This window comes from Stenotrophomonas sp. Sm6012 (genome assembly GCF_030985895.1).
Taxonomy (GTDB): domain Bacteria; phylum Pseudomonadota; class Gammaproteobacteria; order Xanthomonadales; family Xanthomonadaceae; genus Stenotrophomonas; species Stenotrophomonas forensis.
This window is the reverse complement of the sequence record NZ_JAPTFX010000001.1, coordinates 78,184-98,101: the sequence shown is the minus strand read 5'-3', so window position 1 is coordinate 98,101 and position 19,918 is coordinate 78,184. Positions and strand designations below refer to the sequence as shown.

Annotated in this window: 13 protein-coding genes; 9 read left to right on the top strand and 4 right to left on the bottom strand. The window is 61.6% G+C overall.

Translation table 11 applies throughout. The annotated features are described in order from the left end of the window. Positions 1 to 9 precede the first annotated feature (9 nt). From O0J73_RS00455 to O0J73_RS00445, 3 genes are read right to left on the bottom strand one after another with little or no spacing between them, the layout of a single operon-like run. Complete coding sequence (locus tag O0J73_RS00455) at positions 10 to 378, bottom strand: TIGR03745 family integrating conjugative element membrane protein (protein ID WP_011805412.1); 369 nt, start codon at positions 376 to 378, stop codon at positions 10 to 12. Positions 379 to 400: 22 nt separating this feature from the next. Further along, entirely contained in the window at positions 401 to 640 is a 240-nt protein-coding gene (locus tag O0J73_RS00450; RefSeq protein ID WP_003294214.1) for a TIGR03758 family integrating conjugative element protein, read from the bottom strand. Then, entirely contained in the window at positions 637 to 996 is a 360-nt protein-coding gene (locus O0J73_RS00445; protein ID WP_274496000.1) for an RAQPRD family integrative conjugative element protein, read from the bottom strand. Before O0J73_RS00445 ends, O0J73_RS00450 begins: the two co-directional genes overlap by 4 nt. 307 nt (positions 997 to 1,303) lie before the next feature. Between O0J73_RS00445 and O0J73_RS00440 the strand changes: the two genes are divergently transcribed. The 9 genes from O0J73_RS00440 (at position 1,304) to drmC (ending at position 18,931) form a co-directional block, all read left to right on the top strand. Continuing rightward, positions 1,304 to 1,501 (top strand): helix-turn-helix domain-containing protein, encoded by a 198-nt coding sequence (locus tag O0J73_RS00440; protein WP_212181389.1) that lies wholly within the window; start codon positions 1,304 to 1,306, stop codon positions 1,499 to 1,501. Between the two features lie 66 nt (positions 1,502 to 1,567). After that, positions 1,568 to 2,611 carry a DNA cytosine methyltransferase gene (locus O0J73_RS00435; protein ID WP_212181388.1) on the top strand — a complete coding sequence of 348 codons (1,044 nt, stop codon included), beginning with the start codon at positions 1,568 to 1,570 and terminating at the stop codon, positions 2,609 to 2,611. A gap of 21 nt (positions 2,612 to 2,632) precedes the next feature. Further along, on the top strand, positions 2,633 to 3,091 hold the full coding sequence (locus O0J73_RS00430; RefSeq protein WP_212181387.1) for a very short patch repair endonuclease: 459 nt from the start codon (positions 2,633 to 2,635) through the stop codon (positions 3,089 to 3,091). A 20-nt stretch (positions 3,092 to 3,111) separates the two neighbouring features. After that, complete coding sequence (drmD, locus tag O0J73_RS00425) at positions 3,112 to 6,252, top strand: DISARM system SNF2-like helicase DrmD (protein WP_212181386.1); 3,141 nt, start codon at positions 3,112 to 3,114, stop codon at positions 6,250 to 6,252. After that, on the top strand, positions 6,249 to 10,322 hold the full coding sequence (locus O0J73_RS00420) for a type IIL restriction-modification enzyme MmeI (protein ID WP_308307735.1): 4,074 nt from the start codon (positions 6,249 to 6,251) through the stop codon (positions 10,320 to 10,322). Before drmD ends, O0J73_RS00420 begins: the two co-directional genes overlap by 4 nt. After that, positions 10,319 to 12,274: an ATP-binding protein gene (locus O0J73_RS00415; protein WP_219771358.1), complete on the top strand. Its 1,956-nt coding sequence runs from the start codon at positions 10,319 to 10,321 to the stop codon at positions 12,272 to 12,274. Before O0J73_RS00420 ends, O0J73_RS00415 begins: the two co-directional genes overlap by 4 nt. A 12-nt stretch (positions 12,275 to 12,286) precedes the next feature. Next, positions 12,287 to 16,306: a DISARM system helicase DrmA gene (gene drmA, locus O0J73_RS00410; protein ID WP_212181384.1), complete on the top strand. Its 4,020-nt coding sequence runs from the start codon at positions 12,287 to 12,289 to the stop codon at positions 16,304 to 16,306. Between the two features lie 2 nt (positions 16,307 to 16,308). Beyond that, entirely contained in the window at positions 16,309 to 18,168 is a 1,860-nt protein-coding gene (locus O0J73_RS00405; protein WP_212181383.1) for a DUF1998 domain-containing protein, read from the top strand. 13 nt (positions 18,169 to 18,181) lie between these two features. Then, positions 18,182 to 18,931 (top strand): DISARM system phospholipase D-like protein DrmC, encoded by a 750-nt coding sequence (drmC, locus tag O0J73_RS00400; protein ID WP_223194972.1) that lies wholly within the window; start codon positions 18,182 to 18,184, stop codon positions 18,929 to 18,931. A gap of 51 nt (positions 18,932 to 18,982) precedes the next feature. Here drmC and O0J73_RS00395 read toward each other — a convergent pair whose 3' ends face one another. Next, a complete protein-coding gene (locus O0J73_RS00395) occupies positions 18,983 to 19,675 on the bottom strand; it encodes a hypothetical protein (RefSeq protein ID WP_212181382.1) in 693 nt (230 codons plus the stop codon). Between the last annotated feature and the right edge of the window lie 243 nt (positions 19,676 to 19,918).

Sequence of the window (19,918 nt, the reverse complement as noted above, 5' to 3'; positions counted from 1 at the left end):
TTGCCGCCCTCACAGCACGCCGGTGGCCTTGGTGAGCAGCCAGATGCCGACCACCAGCAGGATCGCGCCCACGGCGACCGTCAGGCCGAACTGGCCCCAGGTGGCGCGGCCGGTGTGGATCTCCGAGTAGCGGGTGTAGGCGTGATAGCAGACACCGACGAACATCGAGGCGACCACGAGCAGCGCGATCAGCAGCACGATGTCGTAGCCGTAGTTCTGCAAGGTCTGCAGGATGCCGCTGCCCTGGCCGCGCGAAGGGTCCTCCATGGTCGGCAGGCCCTGCGCGAAGGCCGACAGCGGCAGGCCCGCGAGCGCCAGCGGCAGCAGCGGTGCGACGATGCGGGACGGAATGCGATGGGATGTCGTTGGCGTGTTCATGGCGTATGGCCCTTCGTGACGGTCAGGAGAGGAGGAAGAACGTCAGCACCAGGTACATCGCCACGAAGCGCACGACGACGGCGAGGAACTGACGTTCGGTGATGCGGTGCTCGGCCCAGCCGACGTAGGCGGTGCGCATGGCCCACACGCCCCACAGCAGCAACACGGCGAACACGAAGCCCAGCACCACGGCAGCGACGGCCGAAGGCGCAAAGCCGCCGTTGGCCTGGAAGGCGGCGACCTGATCGGCAGAGGGCGTCATGGCGACGGCTCCTCGTCGTCGGCGCGGTCGTGGCGGACGTAATCGCCGGCCAACGGGACGGGATCGCGCGGCTGGGCGCGCTGGGGCACGAGGTAGTCCTGCAGGCCGGCGCGAACGCGCTTCAAGTCTGCGCGCAGCCGGGCGTAGTCGAAGTGGTAGCGGGCGCGTTCCTGGGGAGCGGTACTGGCGGCGTGCTCGGCGATGCGGTCGATCAGGTCGAGTTGGCGGGCGAGCGCAGCGAGCTGCTCACGCTCAGGAGCGTCGTCGGCAATGGCGGGCTGCAGGGCCGAGAGCGACACGGCCAGCAGCACGACCAGCGAAGGCCATGCGGATGCGCGGCGGTTGGTCTGTCCCATCGTGCCATTCCTTCCAGCTAAGGCAATGGCGTGATGGTGTGGAAGAGCGGATGTCCATGCTGCAAAGAATCGGAACCGGTGCCGTACCGGATTCCCGGTCTCACCTCCATATGTCAGGCCCGAAGCTTCACGTCATGACTGGCTGCGTCTACATGCTGAGCCCGGGTGAGATATGAGGCCGTCAAGTCCGATGAAATCCGCTCAAACCAGGTCCAATCGGGCTAATTTGGCTGTTCAAGTGGGCCGGCTAATGTAATATCTCAACATTGCCCGTACTCCGCCCCACCCTGTGATGGAAGCTCATGTCATGTCAGATCGCTGGTTGTCGGTCGAGGAGATCGCAGAGTATCTCGGCGTCAGCAAGGACACCGTCTATGCATGGATCAGCAAGCGGAACATGCCGGCTCACCGTATCGGCCGGCTGTGGAAATTCAAGACCGAAGAAGTGGATGAATGGGTCCGTTCTGGAGGGGCGGCGGATGCCGAGAGCAAGGGCAAGGAATGAGGTACTGGTTTGCCATGGGTTTCGCCTACTTCGTTCAAGTATCGAAGTGGAAGCAGGAGATTTGATGTGACAACGATTTCTTGTGTGGATTTGTTCTGCGGAGCGGGCGGGCTGACGCACGGCTTCGTGCTGGAGGGGCTGCCCGTGGTTGCCGGTATCGATCTGGACCCGGCCTGCCGCTTTCCCTATGAAGCCAACAACCAGGCCCGATTCGTCGAACGTGACATCAGCAAGGTCACCGCGTCTGAACTGAAAGCGCTGTTCGGCGACGCCGACTTGACGATTCTCGCGGGCTGCGCACCGTGCCAACCTTTCTCGACCTACGCACAGCGCTACGAACTCGACGGAAAGGATGGCAAGTGGGGCTTGCTGTATGAGTTCGCGCGTCTCGCCAAAGGCGCCAAGCCCGATGTCATCACGATGGAAAACGTCCCTACCGTCGCGAAGCACGAAGTGTTTCATGACTTTGTCGATACGCTGAAACGGCTCGGCTACAACGTTTGGTTTGATGTCGTGGACAGCTCCCGCTATGGCGTGCCGCAGATGCGGCGACGCATGGTGCTGCTGGCATCAAAACATGGTGACATCACGATGATCGAACCGACCCACGAAAAACCGAAGACGGTTCGTCAAGCCATTGGCCGCTTGCGCCCATTGAGTGCTGGTGAAGCGGCTCCGAGGGACAAATTGCACGTCACTTCGACGCTATCGGAAAAGAATCTCAAACGGATCAAGGTATCGAAACCCGGTGGCACCTGGCGCGATTGGCCGGATGATCTGGTCGCCGACTGTCACCGCGCCGAGAGCGGACGCACCTACCCGGGCGTCTACGGCCGCATGGAATGGGATAAGCCAGCCCCGACCATGACCACGCAGTGCTACGGCTTCGGCAATGGGCGTTTCGGGCACCCGGAGCAAGATCGAGCCATCTCATTGAGGGAGGCCGCGATCCTCCAGAGCTTTCCGCGCGACTACGCCTTCGTGCCGAATGACGGCGAAGTGAGCTTCAAGGCACTGGGGCGACTCATCGGTAATGCGGTTCCCGTCGATCTCGGTCGTGCCATCGCGCGCAGCATCAACACGCATATCGCGTCGGTCGCGGCCCGATGACGAGCTGATGAGGGCCTTCCGATGCCGCGCATTCAGCCCTCGTCCCCCGAGACCAGTCGCCGCATGGCGAAGGTTCGGCAGAAGGGAACCGATGCCGAGATCGCATTGCGAAGAGAGCTTTACCGAAGGGGCCTGCGTTACCGGATCGACTACGAGGTCATGAAGAAACCTCGCCGCGTGGCAGATGTGGCATTTCCGGGTTTGAGGATCGCCGTCTTCGTCGACGGGTGCTTCTGGCACGGGTGCCCCGAGCATGCCACCTGGCCGAAGCAGAACGCCGAGTTCTGGCGGCAGAAGATCGAGGCGAATCGCCTCAGGGACGCCGACACGAATTCGAGGCTTCTCGAAGTCGGTTGGACGGTACTGCGATTCTGGGAACACGAGTCCCCGATCGAAGCCACGGAAACCGTCGCACAGGCGGTCGCCATGGCGAGAGCGAAGCACTGCACATCGCCTGCTGGCGCGCACAAGAAGAACTGAACAGGAAGATGGCAGACCGCATGGAAATCTCGAACGATCAGAAGCACCACACCTACCGTACCCGTCCGGAGCCCGGCCAGCTGGTCGAGGTTCGCCGGCGCCAGTGGGTCGTGGCGGATGTCGCCTCCTCGAAATTGGAATCGGCTTCGGCGTCGCAGAACTGCGTGACGCTTTCTTCCATCGACGAGGACGGCCTCGGCGAAGAACTGGAAGTCATCTGGGAGATCGAACCCGGCGCACAAGTCATTGAGCGCGCAGGCTTGCCATCCATTACCGGTCAGGACGACTCGGACACGCTCGAAGCTTTCCTCGATGCCGTCCGTTGGGGTGCTGCCACCAATGCCGACAGGGGATTTCTGCAGGCGCCGTTCCGTAGCGGCGTCAGCATCGAGGACTTTCAGCTCGATCCTTTGGTGCGCGCCATCGACATGGCGCGCGTCAACCTGCTCATCGCCGACGACGTCGGCTTGGGCAAGACCATCGAGGCCGGACTGGTCATCCAGGAGATGCTGCTCCGGCACCGCGCCCGTACCGTCTTGATCATCTGCCCCGCTTCGCTCCAGGAGAAATGGCGCGTCGAGATGCTTGAGAAGTTCGGCCTCGAATTCCGCGTGGTCGACACCGCCTATATCAAACAACTGCGGCGCGAACGTGGCATCCATGCCAACCCGTGGACATCCCACCCACGACTCATCGCCTCGATGGACTGGGTCAAGAGTGGCGAGGGTTTGCGCGCGATGCGCGACGTTCTTCCGCCCCATGCAGGTCATCCGCGCAAGTTCGATCTCCTGGTCGTCGACGAAGCGCACAACATCGCCCCAGCCGCCGGCGCGCATTACGCGCTGGAGAGCCAACGCACGCGTTTTGTTCGTGCAATCAGCCCGCACTTTCAGCATCGGCTGTTCCTGACGGCGACACCGCACAACGGCTACACCGAGTCATTCACCTCGCTGCTGGAGCTGCTAGACGATCAGCGCTTCGCCCGTAACATCCTTCCCGACGAAAAGCAGTTGAGCCAGGTGATGATCCGGCGCCTGAAGAGCGATCTGCTCGACGCCGACGGCAAGCCGCTGTATGCCCAACGCAAGCTACAGGCGCTGGCGGTTCCGTATACGGATGAAGAACGGGAGATCCACCAGAAGCTCAACGATTACTGCACCTCTCGCGAGAAAGACGCGGAGAAGACCGGCAGCACGTTCGGCACCTCTTTTGTCAATCAACTGCTCAAGAAGCGCCTGTTCTCGTCACCCGCTGCGTTCGCTTCTACGCTCGAAAAACACATCGCCTCGCTATCGCATGGCGCCAAACCCAAAGCGCAGGACGCGATGGCCGAGCGCATCCTGCGCAAGGCCATCCTGAAGGTCGACGAGGACTACGCCAACGATCAGGAGGTCGAGAACTCCCAATCGGAGGCTGTCGAAGAGGCTTCGCGCCGAGCCCAGCCTCTGACTCCGGAACAGCAGCGGATGCTGGCCGATCTGAGGCAATGGGCGCAGCGAGCCAAGAACCAGACCGACTCCAAGGCCAGGGCCATCATCGAATGGCTTTCGGCCAACCTGAAAGCTGGCGGCCAGTGGAACGATCGCCGCGTGATCCTGTTCACCGAGTACCGCACCACACACCAATGGATGCACGAGATCCTCGCCAGCCACGGCTTCGGCGGCGAACGTCTCGGCCTGCTCCACGGCGGACTCACTCAGGATGAACGGGAACCCATCAAAGCCGCCTTCCAGGCATCCCCCAAGGATTCCCCTGTCCGCATCCTGCTCGCCACCGATGCGGCCTCCGAAGGTATCGACCTGCAGAACCACTGTAACTGCCTCATCCACTTGGAGATCCCCTACAACCCCAACGTGATGGAGCAGCGCAACGGGCGTATCGACCGTCACGGGCAACGCGAGAAAGAGGTGCTGATCTGGCACCCGGTCGACGGCGGGGACAAAGGCCATGCATCGGTCGGTGGCCACGGCGAAGACATCCTGCGTGCCTTGCGCAAACTGGAGTCGATGCGCGCCGACATGGGCAGCGTCAATCCGGTGATCGCGCCCCAGATGTCCGGCCTCATCGAAGGTTCGCTGAAGGATCTGGACACGCGCCTCGCAGACGCCAAGATCGCCAAAGCCAGGCGCTTTGTGCGCGCCGAACGTGAACTGAAAGAGCGCGTCGCCAAACTCCACGAACGGCTTCTCGCCACCCAGCAGGATTTCCACCTCACGCCCGATCACATCCAAATGGCGGTGAAGACCGGCCTCGCGCTGGCAGGCCGCCCCCCACTTGAACCCGTCGCCCTCGCAGATGCTCCCCAAGGCAGCGTGTTCCGTATGCCACCCCTTTCAGGCTCATGGGCGCGCTGCCTGGAAGGCTTGCGCCACCCCCATACCCAACAGATACGTCCCATCGCCTTCGACCATGCCGTGGCGAAGGGACGAGACGATGTCGTGCTGGTCCACCTGAACCATCGACTGGTGCAGATGTGCCTGCGCCTGTTGCGTGCCGAGGTCTGGGCGCAGGACGACGTGAAAAAGCTGCATCGCATCACCGTGCGCACATTGCCGGATGGCAGCATCGACGGCCCGGCCGTGGTCGTCATCTCGCGGCTGGTCATCACCGGCGGCAACCACCATCGACTTCACGAGGAACTGACCATCTCGGGCGGCTACCTGCGCGATCAGTCGTTCCGGCGCGAAGAGGGTGTCACGCGTGTCCAGCAGTGGCTGGACGAGGCGCAGCCAGTCACTGCGAGCGATTCGCTGCTCGATGCCATTCGGGTGCGCTTCGATCGCGCCCAGCCCGCCATCCTGCAAGCGGTCGACGCCCGCTCGAAGGATCGACTCAAGTTTCTGGCCAATACTCTGCAGACCCGCAAGCAACAAGAGATGGATGACATCGGTACCGTGCTCGACGAGTTGGAGAAGGCTATCCAGAGCGAGTTGAAGAAAGACCAACAGCCCGAGCAGCTTTCGCTGTTCACCGAGGACGAGCGCACTCAGCTCAGACGCGATACCGCCGCGCTGGAGGCACGCCTCGCGCGCATCCCGGCCGAGCGCATCCAAGAGGTCCAGGCCATCGAAACCCGCTATTCCAAGCTCGACGATCGCACTTTCCCTGTTGCCGTCGTCTTCTTGGTTCCCGAGTCAGCCATGCAAGGGGATGCAGCATGAGCAATCACGACCTGCACCACGACTGGCTGGCGCTCATCGAGATCTCCGGCCCGTTCCTCGCCGTTCCCGTTCTCAAGGAGGCCTTTCCCCAAGGTCTGGAAGAACTCGACGGAACCAAGCGCAAACGGCTGCGTCAGGCCTACGAGGAATGGCGCGAGGCGCTGGAGCCGGACGATCCGCAGTTTGCCGAATTGCACGCTGCGTGGATCGATGAGGTGTTGGCGCGCGGGCTCGAACTCGACGAGGATGGCAAAGGCGACGTTCTGAAGCGCACCGACTGGTGCGCGGCCGAACTGAATGTGAGCCTGCCAGAACACGGCGTGACGCTGTCCCCGGACCTCGCCGTCATCGACGAGCAACGGGCCGACAAGCCGCAGATGCTCATCCACACTTACGGACAGGATGTCGATCTCGATGCCACTCTGAAGCTGGACGGATGGGCCGCCACCCCGGCCGATCGCATGGTTCAGTTGTGCCGCGCCACCGGCTGCCGCCTCGGGCTGGTGACCAATGGCGAGCGCTGGATGCTGGTCGACGCCCCGGTGGGCGCCATCACCACCTTCGCCAGCTGGTACGCCCGCATCTGGAGCCAGGAGCCCATCACCCTGCAGGCCTTCGTGCATCTGCTGGGCATTCGTCGCTTCTTCGTCGACCAAGCCGAGCAACTGCCTGCCCTGTTCGACCGCTCCCAGAAGTATCAGGACGAGGTCACCGACGCCCTCGGTGAGCAGGTGCGGCGCGCCGTCGAAGTGCTGATCCAGGCCCTCGACAAAGCCGACCAGGACCGCGACCGCGAGTTGCTGCGCGACGTGAAAGAGCCGGTGCTCTACGAAGCCGCGCTGACGGTGATGATGCGGCTGGTGTTCCTGCTTTCCGCCGAGGAACGCGGCTTGCTGTTGCTCGGAGACGAGCGCTACGAGACCAACTATGCGCTCTCGACCCTGCGCATGCAGTTGCGCAAGGAATCCGAGGAGATCCTCGAACGCCGCTGGGATGCCTGGTCGCGCCTGCTGGCGATCTTCCGAGCCGTGTTCGGCGGCATCGAACATGAGAACCTGCGCCTGCCCGCGCTGGGCGGCTCACTGTTCGACCCGGATCGATTCCCTTTCCTGGAGGGCCGCGCCAAGGGCTCCGACTGGCGCACCGACACGGCCAAACCGCTGCCGATCGACAACCGCACCGTGCTGCTGTTGCTAGAGGCTATCCAGCAGTTCCAAGGTCGGACGTTGTCCTACCGGGCACTGGACGTCGAGCAGATCGGTTACGTCTACGAGGGCCTGCTGGAACGTACCGTCAAGCGTACCGCCGAGGTCACGTTGGAACTCGACGGCACCAAGAATGCCAAGGCCCCCTGGGTCAGATTGGCCGAGCTTGAGTCTGCCCGGATGGACGGCGCGGTACGCCTCGCCGAGTTGCTCCAGGAGCGTTCCGGCAGTTCCGCCAGCCGTGTACGCAACGATCTGGCGAAACCCATCGACGACATGCTCGCCGATCGCCTGCTGGCTGCCTGCCATGGGGACACCAGCCTTCGCAACCGCATCAAGCCTTTTGCCCACTTGGTGCGCACTGACCCTTGGGGTTATCCGCTGGTCTATCCCGCTGGGGCCTTCATCGTCACCACCGGTTCCGACCGGCGTGAGACCGGCACCCACTACACCCCGAAATCGCTCACCGAGGCCATCGTCACCGAGACCCTGACGCCGATCGTCTACGTGGGGCCGGCAGAAGGCACCCCGCCTGAGCAGTGGGTGCTGAAATCCCCCGCCGAACTGCTCGACCTCAAGATCTGCGACCCGGCCATGGGCTCTGGCGCCTTCCTGGTGCAGGCCTGCCGCTGGCTGGCCGATCGCCTGGTCGAGGCCTGGTCGCAGGCCGAAGGCAGCGGAAAGACGGTGAGTGTGGATGGCGAAGTGCTGGATGCGCCGGACACCAAGGAGCCACTGCCCCGCGACACCGAGGCCCGCACCGTGATCGCCCGCCGCCTGATCGCCGAGCGCTGCCTCTACGGCGTGGACCTGAATCCACTGGCGGTCGAACTCGCAAAGCTCTCCATCTGGTTGGTGACGCTGGCCAAGGGGCGTCCGTTCGGCTTCCTCGATCACAACCTGCGCTGCGGCGACAGCCTGCTCGGCATACACCGGTTGGATCAGCTTACCGAACTTTCGATGACGCCGACCGGAAAAGGTCAGCAACGCCTGTTCGGGCAGAACATCGAGCGGGCGGTTCATGAGGCGATTGAATTGCGGCAACGGCTCCGCGCGATGCCGATCCGAGACATCCGTGACGTCGAGGCCATGGCATGCTTGGATGCCGAAGCGCGGCAAAGGCTTGATGTCGCAGAACGACTGGCTGACGCCTTTATCGGTATCTGCTTCGCATCAGACACCGCTCGCAAGTTAGAGACACGCCTTTCGGCGCTTAGCGTCCAGGCCGATCGCATCGCGCGCGGCGATGCAGAAGTGCTGGAGGGCGCGAAACGCCAAGCCGCTCAAGACCTGGCTACAGACCTGCCCCCTGGCAAACCGCCGCGCCGCCTCATCCATTGGCCACTTGATTTCCCTGAAGTATTCCAGCGTGAAAGCGAGGGGTTCGATGCGTGGGTCAGCAATCCGCCTTTCATGGGGGGGCGAAAAATATCATCGAACTTGGGCGACACCTACGAGAAGGCGCTAAAGAGGCTTTTACTCGACGGCGCCAAGGGTTCTGTGAACTTGGTTGCCTACTTTCTCGTCCGCTCACTCCGACTGCTTCGGAGTACTGGCGTTGCCGGCTTCATTGCAACGGACTCGATTACCGAGAGCGATACTCGAACTCAGGCGCTGACGCGTGTTTTCGAGCAGGCAACGACGTTCTTTGCGTTCTCGTCTTTCCCTTGGCCAGGAACGGCTGGCGTCTACGTCTCCGTACTCGTGTTTAGCCTCCGAACATGGAATGGGACCGTGATGCTGGATGGGGAGCAAGTCGACTCAATTTCGACGATGCTTGAACCCGGCTCGGAGCTCCCCTCTCCACATTCTCTCCCGTCAAACGTGGGCTTCTGTTCGGACGGCGTGAAGGTCCAGGGTATTGGCTTCGTCTTGGACGAAGCTGAAGCAGCTTCGATTCTCAAGAGTGAACCGGCGTCACGTGAAGTGATCACCAAGTACATAGTTGGTGACGACATAAACAACTGCCCTCGTCAAACTGGATCTCGATGGGTCATCAATTTTTGGACGAGAGAAAGACATGAAGCTGAAAAGTTTGCGAGGGCGTGGGATATCGTAGATGAGCGGGTGCGACCGTACCGGGAATCACTCACCCGTCAAGTCCACGAAAGCTGCTTCTGGAAGTTCTGGGATCGTAGAGAAGCATTCCATGAACGAATTCGTCAGCATGGGAAGGCGCTTATGGCTTCCAAGCTGTCCAAGCATTTCTGCCTGACGTTCGGAGATCCGCGAAACATCTACTCCGAAAAGGTCAAGTTATTTGACTTCGCAACCTACAGCGCTTTCGCCGTTCTTCAATCCGTCGCACACACTGAATGGGCACTGTTGTGGGGTTCTACAACGGGCGAGACACCTGCATATGTTGGAGGGAGCTGCTTTGACACGTTCTCCTTCCCACCAAGTCTTTTGATCGACCGCAATCTCTCTCACGACGCGACTGATCCGGTCCTTGAGGTTGTTGGGAATGCGTATTTTGATCACCGCGCCGCCATCTGCGAATCGCGTCAAGAGGGGTTTACTGCCATCTACAACTTGGTCCACTCGCCGGACGAGACATCAGAAGACGTTGTTCGGTTCCGGCAGTTAATCGGAGAGCTTGATCGCGCTGTCATTAATAGCTATGGGTGGCAGGACATTGAACTGAACCATGCGTTTTTCGAGACAAAGCGTGGAACGCGATATGGGGTAGATGGACCATCTCGGTCGGAAATTCTCAAGAGACTGACAGTACTCAATCGTGAGCGCTTTGAAGCGGCGGCGAGCAGCAGCAGACCGTCCACAGCCACGAAGTCCAAGCGCGGGCGCCGACCAAAGGCTGCCCCTTCCGTCATCGGCGACGGGCTGTTCGATGAAGGAGAGCTATGAGCGACAAATACAGAATGACGGTCGACCTGAACGTGCTCGACCACCTTGGGATCAACCTCTATAGCAACATCGCTGCCGTGCTGACCGAGGCCGTCGCGAACGCCTGGGATGCTGATGCCGAGACCGTCGAGATCAAGATCGACGCGGACGGCAATTGGATCGAGATCATCGATGACGGCATCGGTATGTCGGTCGACGATATGAATGGCAAGTACCTACGGGTCGGCTATCGGCGGCGAGATGAAGATGTCGCGCATGGCAAGACGACTGCCAAGGGTCGACCGGTGATGGGCCGCAAAGGGTTGGGCAAGCTCTCGCTGTTCTCGATCGCCAACGTCATCGAGGTCGAATCGGCCAGGGATGGCGCCGCTCACGGTCTTCGCATGACCGTGGATGGCATCCATGAGTCGGTTCAGAAGAAGGAACCGTGCTATAGCCCAGAATCCCTGCTTGCCGAACAGATCACAGTCACCAAAGGCACTCGAATCGTCCTGCGCGACATCAAGCGCCAGCGTCTCGGCCGTGGAGCATTGGCCCTGCGCAAGCGCCTGGCTCGCCGCTTCTCCGTGATCGGAGAGGCCCATGGTTTCAAGATCGATCTCGACGGACAGCCCATCACGCCCTCCGATCGTGGCGACCTGCCGATGGTGCAGTTCCTCTGGCAGTTCGGTGATGACGCGCTCGACCTGACTCCCGCCAGTCAGCTCCTGGAACAGGAATCGCTGCCGAACCGCTTCGATGGCTGGGACACGGGTTGGAAGGTCAGCGGCTGGATCGGCACGGCCAGGTTCCCCAAGCAACTGGACAGTGAGGATGCCGGTAACCTGAATGGCATCGTCGTGTTCGCCCGTGGCCGACTGTTCCACGAGAACATCCTCGACAAGCTCAATGACGGGCGGCTCTACACGAAGTACCTCACCGGACAGATCGAGGCCGATTTCCTCGATGCCGACGACGCGCCGGACATCGCGACCAGCGACCGACAGCGCGTGCAGGAGGATGACCCCCGATATGGGCAGTTGATCGCCTTCCTCAAGTCACGCCTGACGCAGGTCGAGAAACGCTGGACGGAGTGGCGCAAAAAACACGAGGTCGAGAAGGCGAAGGAAACCTCGCCAGCCCTCGCCGAATGGCTCGATACGCTACCCGACGGATACAAAAAGAGCGCGGAGACACTGATCGCCAAGCTCAGTGCGCTACCGGTCGATGAAGAAGAGGACCGGAAGCTGATGTACCGGCATGGCATCCTGGCCTTCGAGCGCATGAAATTGCGCGGATCGACCGAGGAGTTCGTGACGAGCATCGAGAGTGCCGACAGGCTGCTGGCCGTGCTCGCGGACAGAGACTCACTGGAGGCATCTCTCTACCGGGACATCGTCAAATCGCGTCTGGATGCCATCCGGGATTTCCAGACCATCATCGATGAGGACGCAAAGGAACGGGTGCTCCAGAAGTACCTGTTCGATCACCTCTGGTTATTGGACCCGGCATGGGAGCGTGCCACGGGCAGCCCGATCATGGAATCGCGCCTGACGACGGAAGGCGTGCTGATCGAAGACATGACCGAGAAAGAGCGCCTGGGCCGCGTCGACATCGCCTATCGCACCAATGCGGGCAAGCACGTCATCGTCGAGCTCAAGAAGGTCGGCCGCAAGATGGGATTGCTCGAACTGGTGGAGCAAGGCCAGACCTACGTCGACAAGCTGACGAAGATCTTGCGTGAGCAGAACCAGACCAGCCCCGACATTGAGGTGATCTTCGTCCTTGGCAAAACTGTCGACGAAGAGGCATCAAACCCCGACCGCCTCAAGTCATCGATGACGTCGATCTCACCGGGGAGCCGCATCGTCCATTACGACACTCTGATTCGGGGCGCTCAAGAAGCGTATTCGGCATACATTGAAAAGAGCAAGTCACTCGACAAGCTCGAAAAGATCGTGGACAGGATTTGAGGTAGCCAAGGTATGACGAAAACTTCCAATGCATGGATCGCCACCGATCATGGCCTCGGCACCGACCACAGGCTCGCGCCCTACATTCTGGTTCTGAAGGGGGAGCGCGCGCTCTACCATGCCATTGAGGAGGACGACTGGGTCCTGGTCCTGAACCCCACTGGCGGCATCACCCGTGTCGGGCGTGTGCTGCGGGTTCGTTCCGATCTCGAAACCACCACGCTCTATTTCGACCGACTGCTGTCGTTCACCGACCCCGTCTCGATCGGCATCACTGCACTCACGCCACCGTCTTCGAGCAGCATCGGTCGGGTCCAGTGGACCGATTTCGTCGAAGCCCTGCCCAAGGCATTGCACAAGACCATCGCCGAAGTGCCGACGGTCGGTTCCGATCCCAGATCTCCCCAGCATCAGCAGGAACTCGCCTACATCCGCGAACTGCTGCAACTGGCCGTGATGGACGACTTGCTCGGCCCGGCTGGCGGCCCTCATGAGCGCATCGTCGACATGGGTGTGCGGGATCGCTATCTGGTGGGCAAGCTCGCCCCGCGTGAGGCGGCACAGGGTGGCATCGAAGGGCTCGAAGGGCCACTGGCGAACGACGAGGTCGAAGAGCCCACCGACCCGAAGGCGCCCGGCCAGCATGAACCCGGTGCGGAGTTCGGCACCGCGACGGGGCGTGTCGAGCCCGAGTCTGACGCCGCCGATGAGATCGACGCTGCCAGCAATCAATCGTTGGTACCGAGCAGCCTGGGCATGACCTTCTGTGTGGATGGTGACGCCGAACGGATCGAAATCGAGGTGCGCTGGGGTCGCTACGAGCGCAGCGATGAGCACGAGATCTTCCGCATCCGCAAGAACAAGGAGACCGGCGCCGAGGAGCAGACCAAGGCCAAGGTCTGGCAACGCATCCCTTGTGGCGGCAAGCTGGTGCTGCCGCTCACCGAAGGCGTGATCCCTCATCAGGCGCCGGACAAGACCTATCCCGAAGTGCGGGTGCAGGGCTCCGTGCGCGCCAAGAACGCGAATGGCGATCGCTTGGTGACGCTGTTCCTGGTCAACGCACAGGAAGAACCCGAGACCAACCGCGATACCGCCTGGGTCTTCCAGCCGGAGCTGATCGTGCGTTCGGAAGCTGAAGCACCCAAGCGCGCAATCTTCCGCCGCCGGCCTGTGCTGGATGCGGACGGTATGGACCCGGAGCGTGAATCGCTGGAGATGATCTACCGCAACCGGGTGGAGTTCGCGGTGGGGCACGGCGTCGCCGTCCATGCCGAAGCGGCGGATGACGTGACGCTGGCCACCGAGGTGCGCATCACTGTCATGCCGCAGTACGAGGTGCAGGTCACCGAGACACCGGGGCTGGACCCCGCCGACCGGCCGGCGATGAAGGAAATGGTGAGCAGTGGCCTGCTCGACATGCAGCGCCTCGCCACACTGGACATCGATCCGCTGGTCGACGCCCTCAACCTGTTGACCAAGGATTACGCCGCGTGGATCGATGAGCAGCGTGCTCGGGTCGGCATCGACGTGCTTGGCTACGACGCGCAGTCGCAACAGGCAATGGATCGATGCCAGGAGATCCACACTCGCCTGCAGCAGGGTATCGATACGCTGAAGAGCGACGCGAATGCCCTGGCGGCCTTCCGTTTCGCCAACCGGGCAATGGCCACGCAGCGCGTGCGTAGCCAATACGCCCTCGAAATCCGGCGTGGCAAGGACGTCACCGTCGACCAGTTCGACGTACTGAAGAACCGCAGCTGGCGCCCGTTCCAGTTGGCTTTCCTGCTGCTGTCGATCCCATCGCTGGCCGACCCGACGCACCCGGATCGTGTGCAACCGGTCGAAGCCTATGCCGATCTGCTGTGGTTCCCTACCGGCGGTGGCAAGACGGAGGCGTACCTAGGTGTAGCCGCCTTCACCATGGCCATTCGGCGCATGCAGGGCAACCTGGGCGGCTACGACGGCTCGCGCGGTCTGGCCGTGATCATGCGTTACACCCTGCGCCTGCTGACGCTGCAGCAGTTTCAGCGTGCCACGGCACTGATCTGTGCGATGGAGGTGCTGCGTCGCGAGGCGCTGGCCAAGGGTGACGAATCGCTCGGCATCGAACCCTTCACCATCGGACTGTGGGTGGGCAACAAGGTGACCCCTGGCACGACCGAGGACAGTCATCGGGCCATCGAGGACATCCGCAATCCCGGTAAGTACAACGCCGGCGCGGCGTCTCCTGCGCAACTGACCAGTTGCCCTTGGTGTGGCTCGGAAGTCGCCCCAGGGCGCGACGTGGAGGTCGACAAGGGGCGTGGGCGCACCTTCGTCTACTGCGGCGACAAGAAGGGCCGTTGCGACTTCTCGAAAGGCAAGTCCAGCAAGCTCCCGCACGCGGGCATTCCGGTACTGGTCGTTGACGAGGAGATCTACCACCGTCCCCCGACGATGATGATCGCCACCGTGGACAAGTTCGCCATGATGGCGTGGCGGGGCCAAGTGCGCACGCTGTTCGGTCGGGTCGGCCAGGAATGCGAGCGGCACGGCCTGCTATGGCAAGGCGCGGACTGCAATGGTAACCACCAGGCCGGAAAGGGGCTCGCTGCCACCAAGGTCAAGAACATCAGCCCGATCCGACCGCCGGACCTGATCATCCAGGACGAGTTTCATCTGATCAGCGGGCCGCTCGGCACCATGGTTGGCCTGTACGAGACGGCCGTGGACGAGCTGTGCGGCTGGAAGCTCGGCGAACATATGGTCAAGCCGAAGATCATCGCGTCGACCGCCACGGTGCGTAAGGCCCGCGAGCAGGTGAACAACGTCTTCATGCGGCGTGTGTCGGTGTTCCCGCCGCACGGGCTGGACGTGGAAGACAACTATTTCTCGGTCCAGCGACCGATCGAGGATAAGCCGGGACGGCGCTACCTCGGGGTCTGCTCTCCCGGAAGTTCACGACCTGCGATGCTGATCCGCGTCTACACGGCGTTCCTGACTGCTGCTCAGGCACTGTTCGATCACTTCGGCGAGCCAGCAGATCCGTACATGACCATGGTCGGCTACTTCAACTCGCTGCGCGAGCTGGGGGGCATGAAGCGCTTGGCCGAGGACGACGTGCAGACGCGTTCCTACCGGGTGCAGATGAGCATGGTCGAGCGGCCCGCGTTGGCGCAACGCAGCGTCAGCAACATCCGCGAGCTGACCTCACGGGTCTCCAGCCAAGACATCCCGAAGTACCTCGACAACCTCGAGGTGAAGTTCAAGTCCGAGTTCGATGCCGCAGCCGGCAAGTACGTGACCAAGTGGCAAGAGGGCGACACCCGGGCGATTGATGTCGTGCTGGCCACCAACATGCTGTCGGTGGGGGTCGACGTCAATCGGCTGGGACTGATGGCGGTCAACGGCCAGCCCAAAGGCACGGCGGAGTACATCCAGGCCACCAGCCGAGTGGGTCGTTCCTTCCCCGGCTTGGTCTGCACAGTGCTCACCTGGGCACGACCACGAGATCTCTCGCACTACGAAACCTTCGAGCATTACCACGCCACTTTCTACAAGCACGTCGAAGCGCAGTCGGTGACGCCGTTCTCGCCGCGCGCGATGGACCGTGGCCTGACCGGCTCGCTGCTGAGCCTGATGCGTCTGGAGAACGATGTTTTCAGCCCCAACGAGGGGGCAGGCAAGTTGGACAAGTCAGACCAGACCGAGATCACCGATGCCATCGATGTGCTCGTCAGACGAGCCTGGAATGTCAGCGAGCTGTCCAGCACCAAGGGCCTGGCCGAACAGGAACTCAAGGAGCGCGCAGATGAGTGGGCCAAGGAAGTAGGCAAAGGTGGCCGCATCCTGGCCTATGAGAAGCGCGGCCCCGAGAAGGACAAGACAGTTGCATTGATCAGGTCACCGGGCATCCAGGCCTGGGACAACTGGACCGTACCAATGTCGATGCGCGAAGTGGAGCCCGGCGTGCGTTTGATCATGAATACAAGCCACATCACGGACGACCACGATTGGAAGCCTCGTCCCGCGACGAAGGATGAGGACTGAACATGACGACGAGTAATAAGACTCCAGTCGGAGAAGTAAGACCCAGCCAGTTGCTCTGGACCTACGGGCCAGGGGCGTTGATCGATCTGCCGAGCCTGTCCGTCGTGACGCTTGGCATCGACCGATGGGAAAAGGACCGCTGCCAACCGATCCAGGAAGCCAGACTGCTGGCCGCCGTTCGGAAGGTGCTTGGAGCACAGGTCGAGAACTTGCGGATGCCGCCGTTCCAGAAAAGCGAGCTCGTCGATGTCTGGTCGGCCGAGGCCAACATCGGCGTTCCCGTCCGGCCATTCCCGCGCTGGATGCGCTGCGTGAAATGCGGCCTGCTGTCCCCCTTCGATGCCGGACTGTTCGAGATCAAGGAGAACCGCTTCAGGCCCGAGCGAACCCGGTTCGTCCACAAAGGATGTCGGGGTTCGAAGGGCGATCAACCCGCCAAGGACGCCGATGCCGTACCGGCACGTTTCCTGTTGGCCTGTCGCGATGGTCACCTCGACGACTTCCCTTGGCACTACTTCGTCCACGGTGGAAACAGTTCATGCAAGGGCACGCTACGCTTCTTCGAGAGCGGCGCCTCGCTGCAGACGGAGAATCTATGGGCGAAATGCGATACGTGTGGTGCGTCGAGGAGCATGGCCCACGCCTTCGGCAAGGCCGGAAAAGAGAATCTGCCGGGTTGCCGAGGACGACATCCCCACCTCGACCACTTCGACAACGAATGTGACGAGGAAGCGCGGGCGGTTCTGTTGGGCGCCACGAACAGTTGGTTCCCAATCACACTTTCGGCGCTCGCGATTCCCCAGACCAAGGACCCACTCAGTCAACTGATCCAGGATGGCTGGGAGTTCTTTGAAGAGCTGGAGTCCGAAGCGGAAGTGTTGGTGACGGCGAAGACGCTTAAAAAGACCGGAGCGCTGCCAGGGATCGACAAATATCCTGCGGCGTCGATCTGGTCGGCTATCGAGGCGCACCGTAGCGGTGGCGTACAGGAGGTCGTGGGTGAGGCCGATATCAAGGGCCCCGAATGGGACGTGCTGACAGAAGCGAATCCGCCCACGGACTACCCGCACTTCATGAGCAAGAAGGTCGGCACGCCACCGGCTTTTGCGAAGCACATCGGCAGAGTGCTGCTTCTGGAGCGACTGCGAGAGGTCAATGCCTTGCTCGGTTTTACTCGGGTGGAGGCGCCCGAAGAAACTGGCGACCCGAACGAACGGCCCCAGATGGCCAACCTCTCACGAAGCAAACCGGATTGGGTTCCCGCGAACCAGGTACATGGTGAGGGTATCTTCATCCAGTTCGATGAACCGGCGCTCGTCGCTTGGGAAGCACTACCTGCCGTCGCGCAGGTCGACAAGATGCTCCGGGGCGGCCACAGGGGATGGCGCAATTCACGTCATCTCGATCCTGACGAGGGCTACCCCGGCATTCGCTACGCCATGCTCCACACGCTATCGCACTTGCTGATTCGTGAGCTGGCGTTGGAGTGCGGCTACAACGCAGCGAGTATCCGCGAGCGAATCTATGCCGACACCTCGGGCGAGAGTCCGCAGGCCGGTATCCTCATCTACACGGCAGCGGCGGACTCCGATGGAACGCTGGGCGGTCTCGTCGATCTCGGCAAGCCGGAGAATCTGGGTCGCCTATTGGAGCAAGCCTTGAATCGCTCGAAGATCTGCTCCTCTGACCCGCTTTGCTCCGAGCACGATCCCGAGAAAGATCGCTCACTTCATGCTGCGGCGTGCCACGCTTGTAGCCTGGTGGCTGAGACCTCCTGCGAGCGCGGCAATCGCTACCTGGATCGGTCATTGCTGGTTCCGACCCTGGAACGTATCGACGCGGCTTTCTTCAAGGGCTTGTGACATGGAGAGGCTCTTGGACGCCGTCGCAGCCGTGGTCTGTCTGGTCTCTCCTGAGAAGGTACAGGCCATAGCTAGCCGGATTCGTCGGACCGATGCCAGCAAAGCAGCCGGTGCGCTGTCGGGCGTGGTCAGCACCCCCGTTGCTGCTGAGGTTGTGGATCAGCTCATCGATGCTTGGCGAGCCAGTGAGGTCAGCGCCGATGAGCTTGCATCGATGCTGCTCGCCGCCGGCCATGTTTTCACCAAGGCTACGAATCAACAATCCACCGAACTCGTGTGGACGGGACCGACGACACCCTTCGTCTCGGCTCGACGAACCGAGCAGACGCTACTGCAGGTCATCAACGCCGCTGAGCAGACCCTGTTCATCACCAGCTTCGTGGCCTACAACGTCTCGACCATCGTCAAGGCGCTGAATGCGGCAAGTGATCGCGGAGTGGTCATCTCCATGCTGCTCGAATTGTCTCAGGACCACGGCGGCAGCATCTCGTTTGACGCGATTGGCAAGATGAGCACGCTGGTCTCCGCTGCGAGGCTTTATTCCTGGCGAGACAAAGCCGCCCCGTTCTCTGACGGGCGCGTTCACGCCAAAGTCGCCGTTGCCGATGGCAAGATGTGTTTCATCACCAGCGCCAACCTGACCGGCCACGCGATGGAGCAGAACATGGAGGCCGGTGTGCTTCTCACCGGCGGGCAGATTCCCAAGCTGCTACTAGACCATTTGCAGGCGCTGGTAGACACGAAGACGGTTTCACCCGTCTGAATCGCTACTTCGAAATCCATCTGCCTGCCGAAACGAATGCGTCCTGCCGGATCAGTCCCAGACGACTTCGCAGCCGAGATATTCCCGAAGGACGATTTTCACGGTCAGCCCATTGGCTTGGCTGGTATGGAAGCGATAGTTTCCTTCTTGCACGGCCAACCATCCCTCGGTGAAAGTGTCGGTGCCCGCCACAAGCAGCCTCTGCATCGCACGGCTCCCGACTTCCGGCCAGACATCGAACGCGTCGTCATCGCTTTCGAATGCGGTGCGCTCTTTTTCCGTCATGAGCGACAGCGGCTTGAATCCGAGGCGTGATGGTTCGTGGAGTTGTGGCTCGTTGAGTTCGAATGCGGCATGACATCGAGCCAATTTGAGGATGACGCGACTCACGCGGTCGTTTTCGGCTGCCCAGACAGGGCCTTCTGCACCATCTGTGCGTGCCCGCTGCAATCGGGTCAACAGCGAGGAGTTCGCACGCAAGATACGGCCAATCTTGGCCCTGTGCAGTTTTTCGGGTGCGATGTCCCCGGCGATGACACATTCGAGCAAACAGGCCAGATATTCTTCGTCGAGTGAAAGGCCGTTGTTGCATTCACGGCACGCCGGAGCCGCCATGAGATTCTCTGGATACGGCTCATCCAAGAGAACTTTCGACGGGACGTGATCGACGGTTTCGCTTGGCCCGCCGCAATGCACGCAGAACCCATTGTTTCTGTCGTCGCCGTAGCATCGCAGCTGCTGCATCTGGCCTGCCTCCGAAGCTGTAGGTGCGAGTCGCGCCGCGTGCCTTGGGCAACCCCTGCTGATTTCAGATGGTACAGCACTCGACGAAAGCACAAGGAGAAACTAGCGGAACCAGTGAAATTAGTGCCGTGACAAGCACTTGCGGCTGATTTTGTCCGGCGAAATTAGCGAAAGAATCCCCCGGTCAGTTCGCAGCCCAGCCGGTACACGCGCAACAGTGCGCCCGGCGCACCGCTGCGCGTT

Bases quoted from the DNA above. Each gene is read 5' to 3' on its own strand.
- O0J73_RS00405 (WP_212181383.1), top strand. From the start codon at position 16,309: ATGACGACGAGTAATAAGACTCCAGTCGGAGAAGTAAGACCCAGCCAG.
- O0J73_RS00395 (WP_212181382.1), bottom strand. From the start codon at position 19,675: ATGCAGCAGCTGCGATGCTACGGCGACGACAGAAACAATGGGTTCTGC.
- O0J73_RS00420 (WP_308307735.1), top strand. From the start codon at position 6,249: ATGAGCAATCACGACCTGCACCACGACTGGCTGGCGCTCATCGAGATC.
- O0J73_RS00455 (WP_011805412.1), bottom strand. From the start codon at position 378: ATGAACACGCCAACGACATCCCATCGCATTCCGTCCCGCATCGTCGCA.
- drmA (WP_212181384.1), top strand. From the start codon at position 12,287: ATGACGAAAACTTCCAATGCATGGATCGCCACCGATCATGGCCTCGGC.
- O0J73_RS00440 (WP_212181389.1), top strand. From the start codon at position 1,304: ATGTCAGATCGCTGGTTGTCGGTCGAGGAGATCGCAGAGTATCTCGGC.
- O0J73_RS00430 (WP_212181387.1), top strand. From the start codon at position 2,633: ATGCCGCGCATTCAGCCCTCGTCCCCCGAGACCAGTCGCCGCATGGCG.
- O0J73_RS00415 (WP_219771358.1), top strand. From the start codon at position 10,319: ATGAGCGACAAATACAGAATGACGGTCGACCTGAACGTGCTCGACCAC.
- drmD (WP_212181386.1), top strand. From the start codon at position 3,112: ATGGAAATCTCGAACGATCAGAAGCACCACACCTACCGTACCCGTCCG.
- O0J73_RS00445 (WP_274496000.1), bottom strand. From the start codon at position 996: ATGGGACAGACCAACCGCCGCGCATCCGCATGGCCTTCGCTGGTCGTG.
- O0J73_RS00450 (WP_003294214.1), bottom strand. From the start codon at position 640: ATGACGCCCTCTGCCGATCAGGTCGCCGCCTTCCAGGCCAACGGCGGC.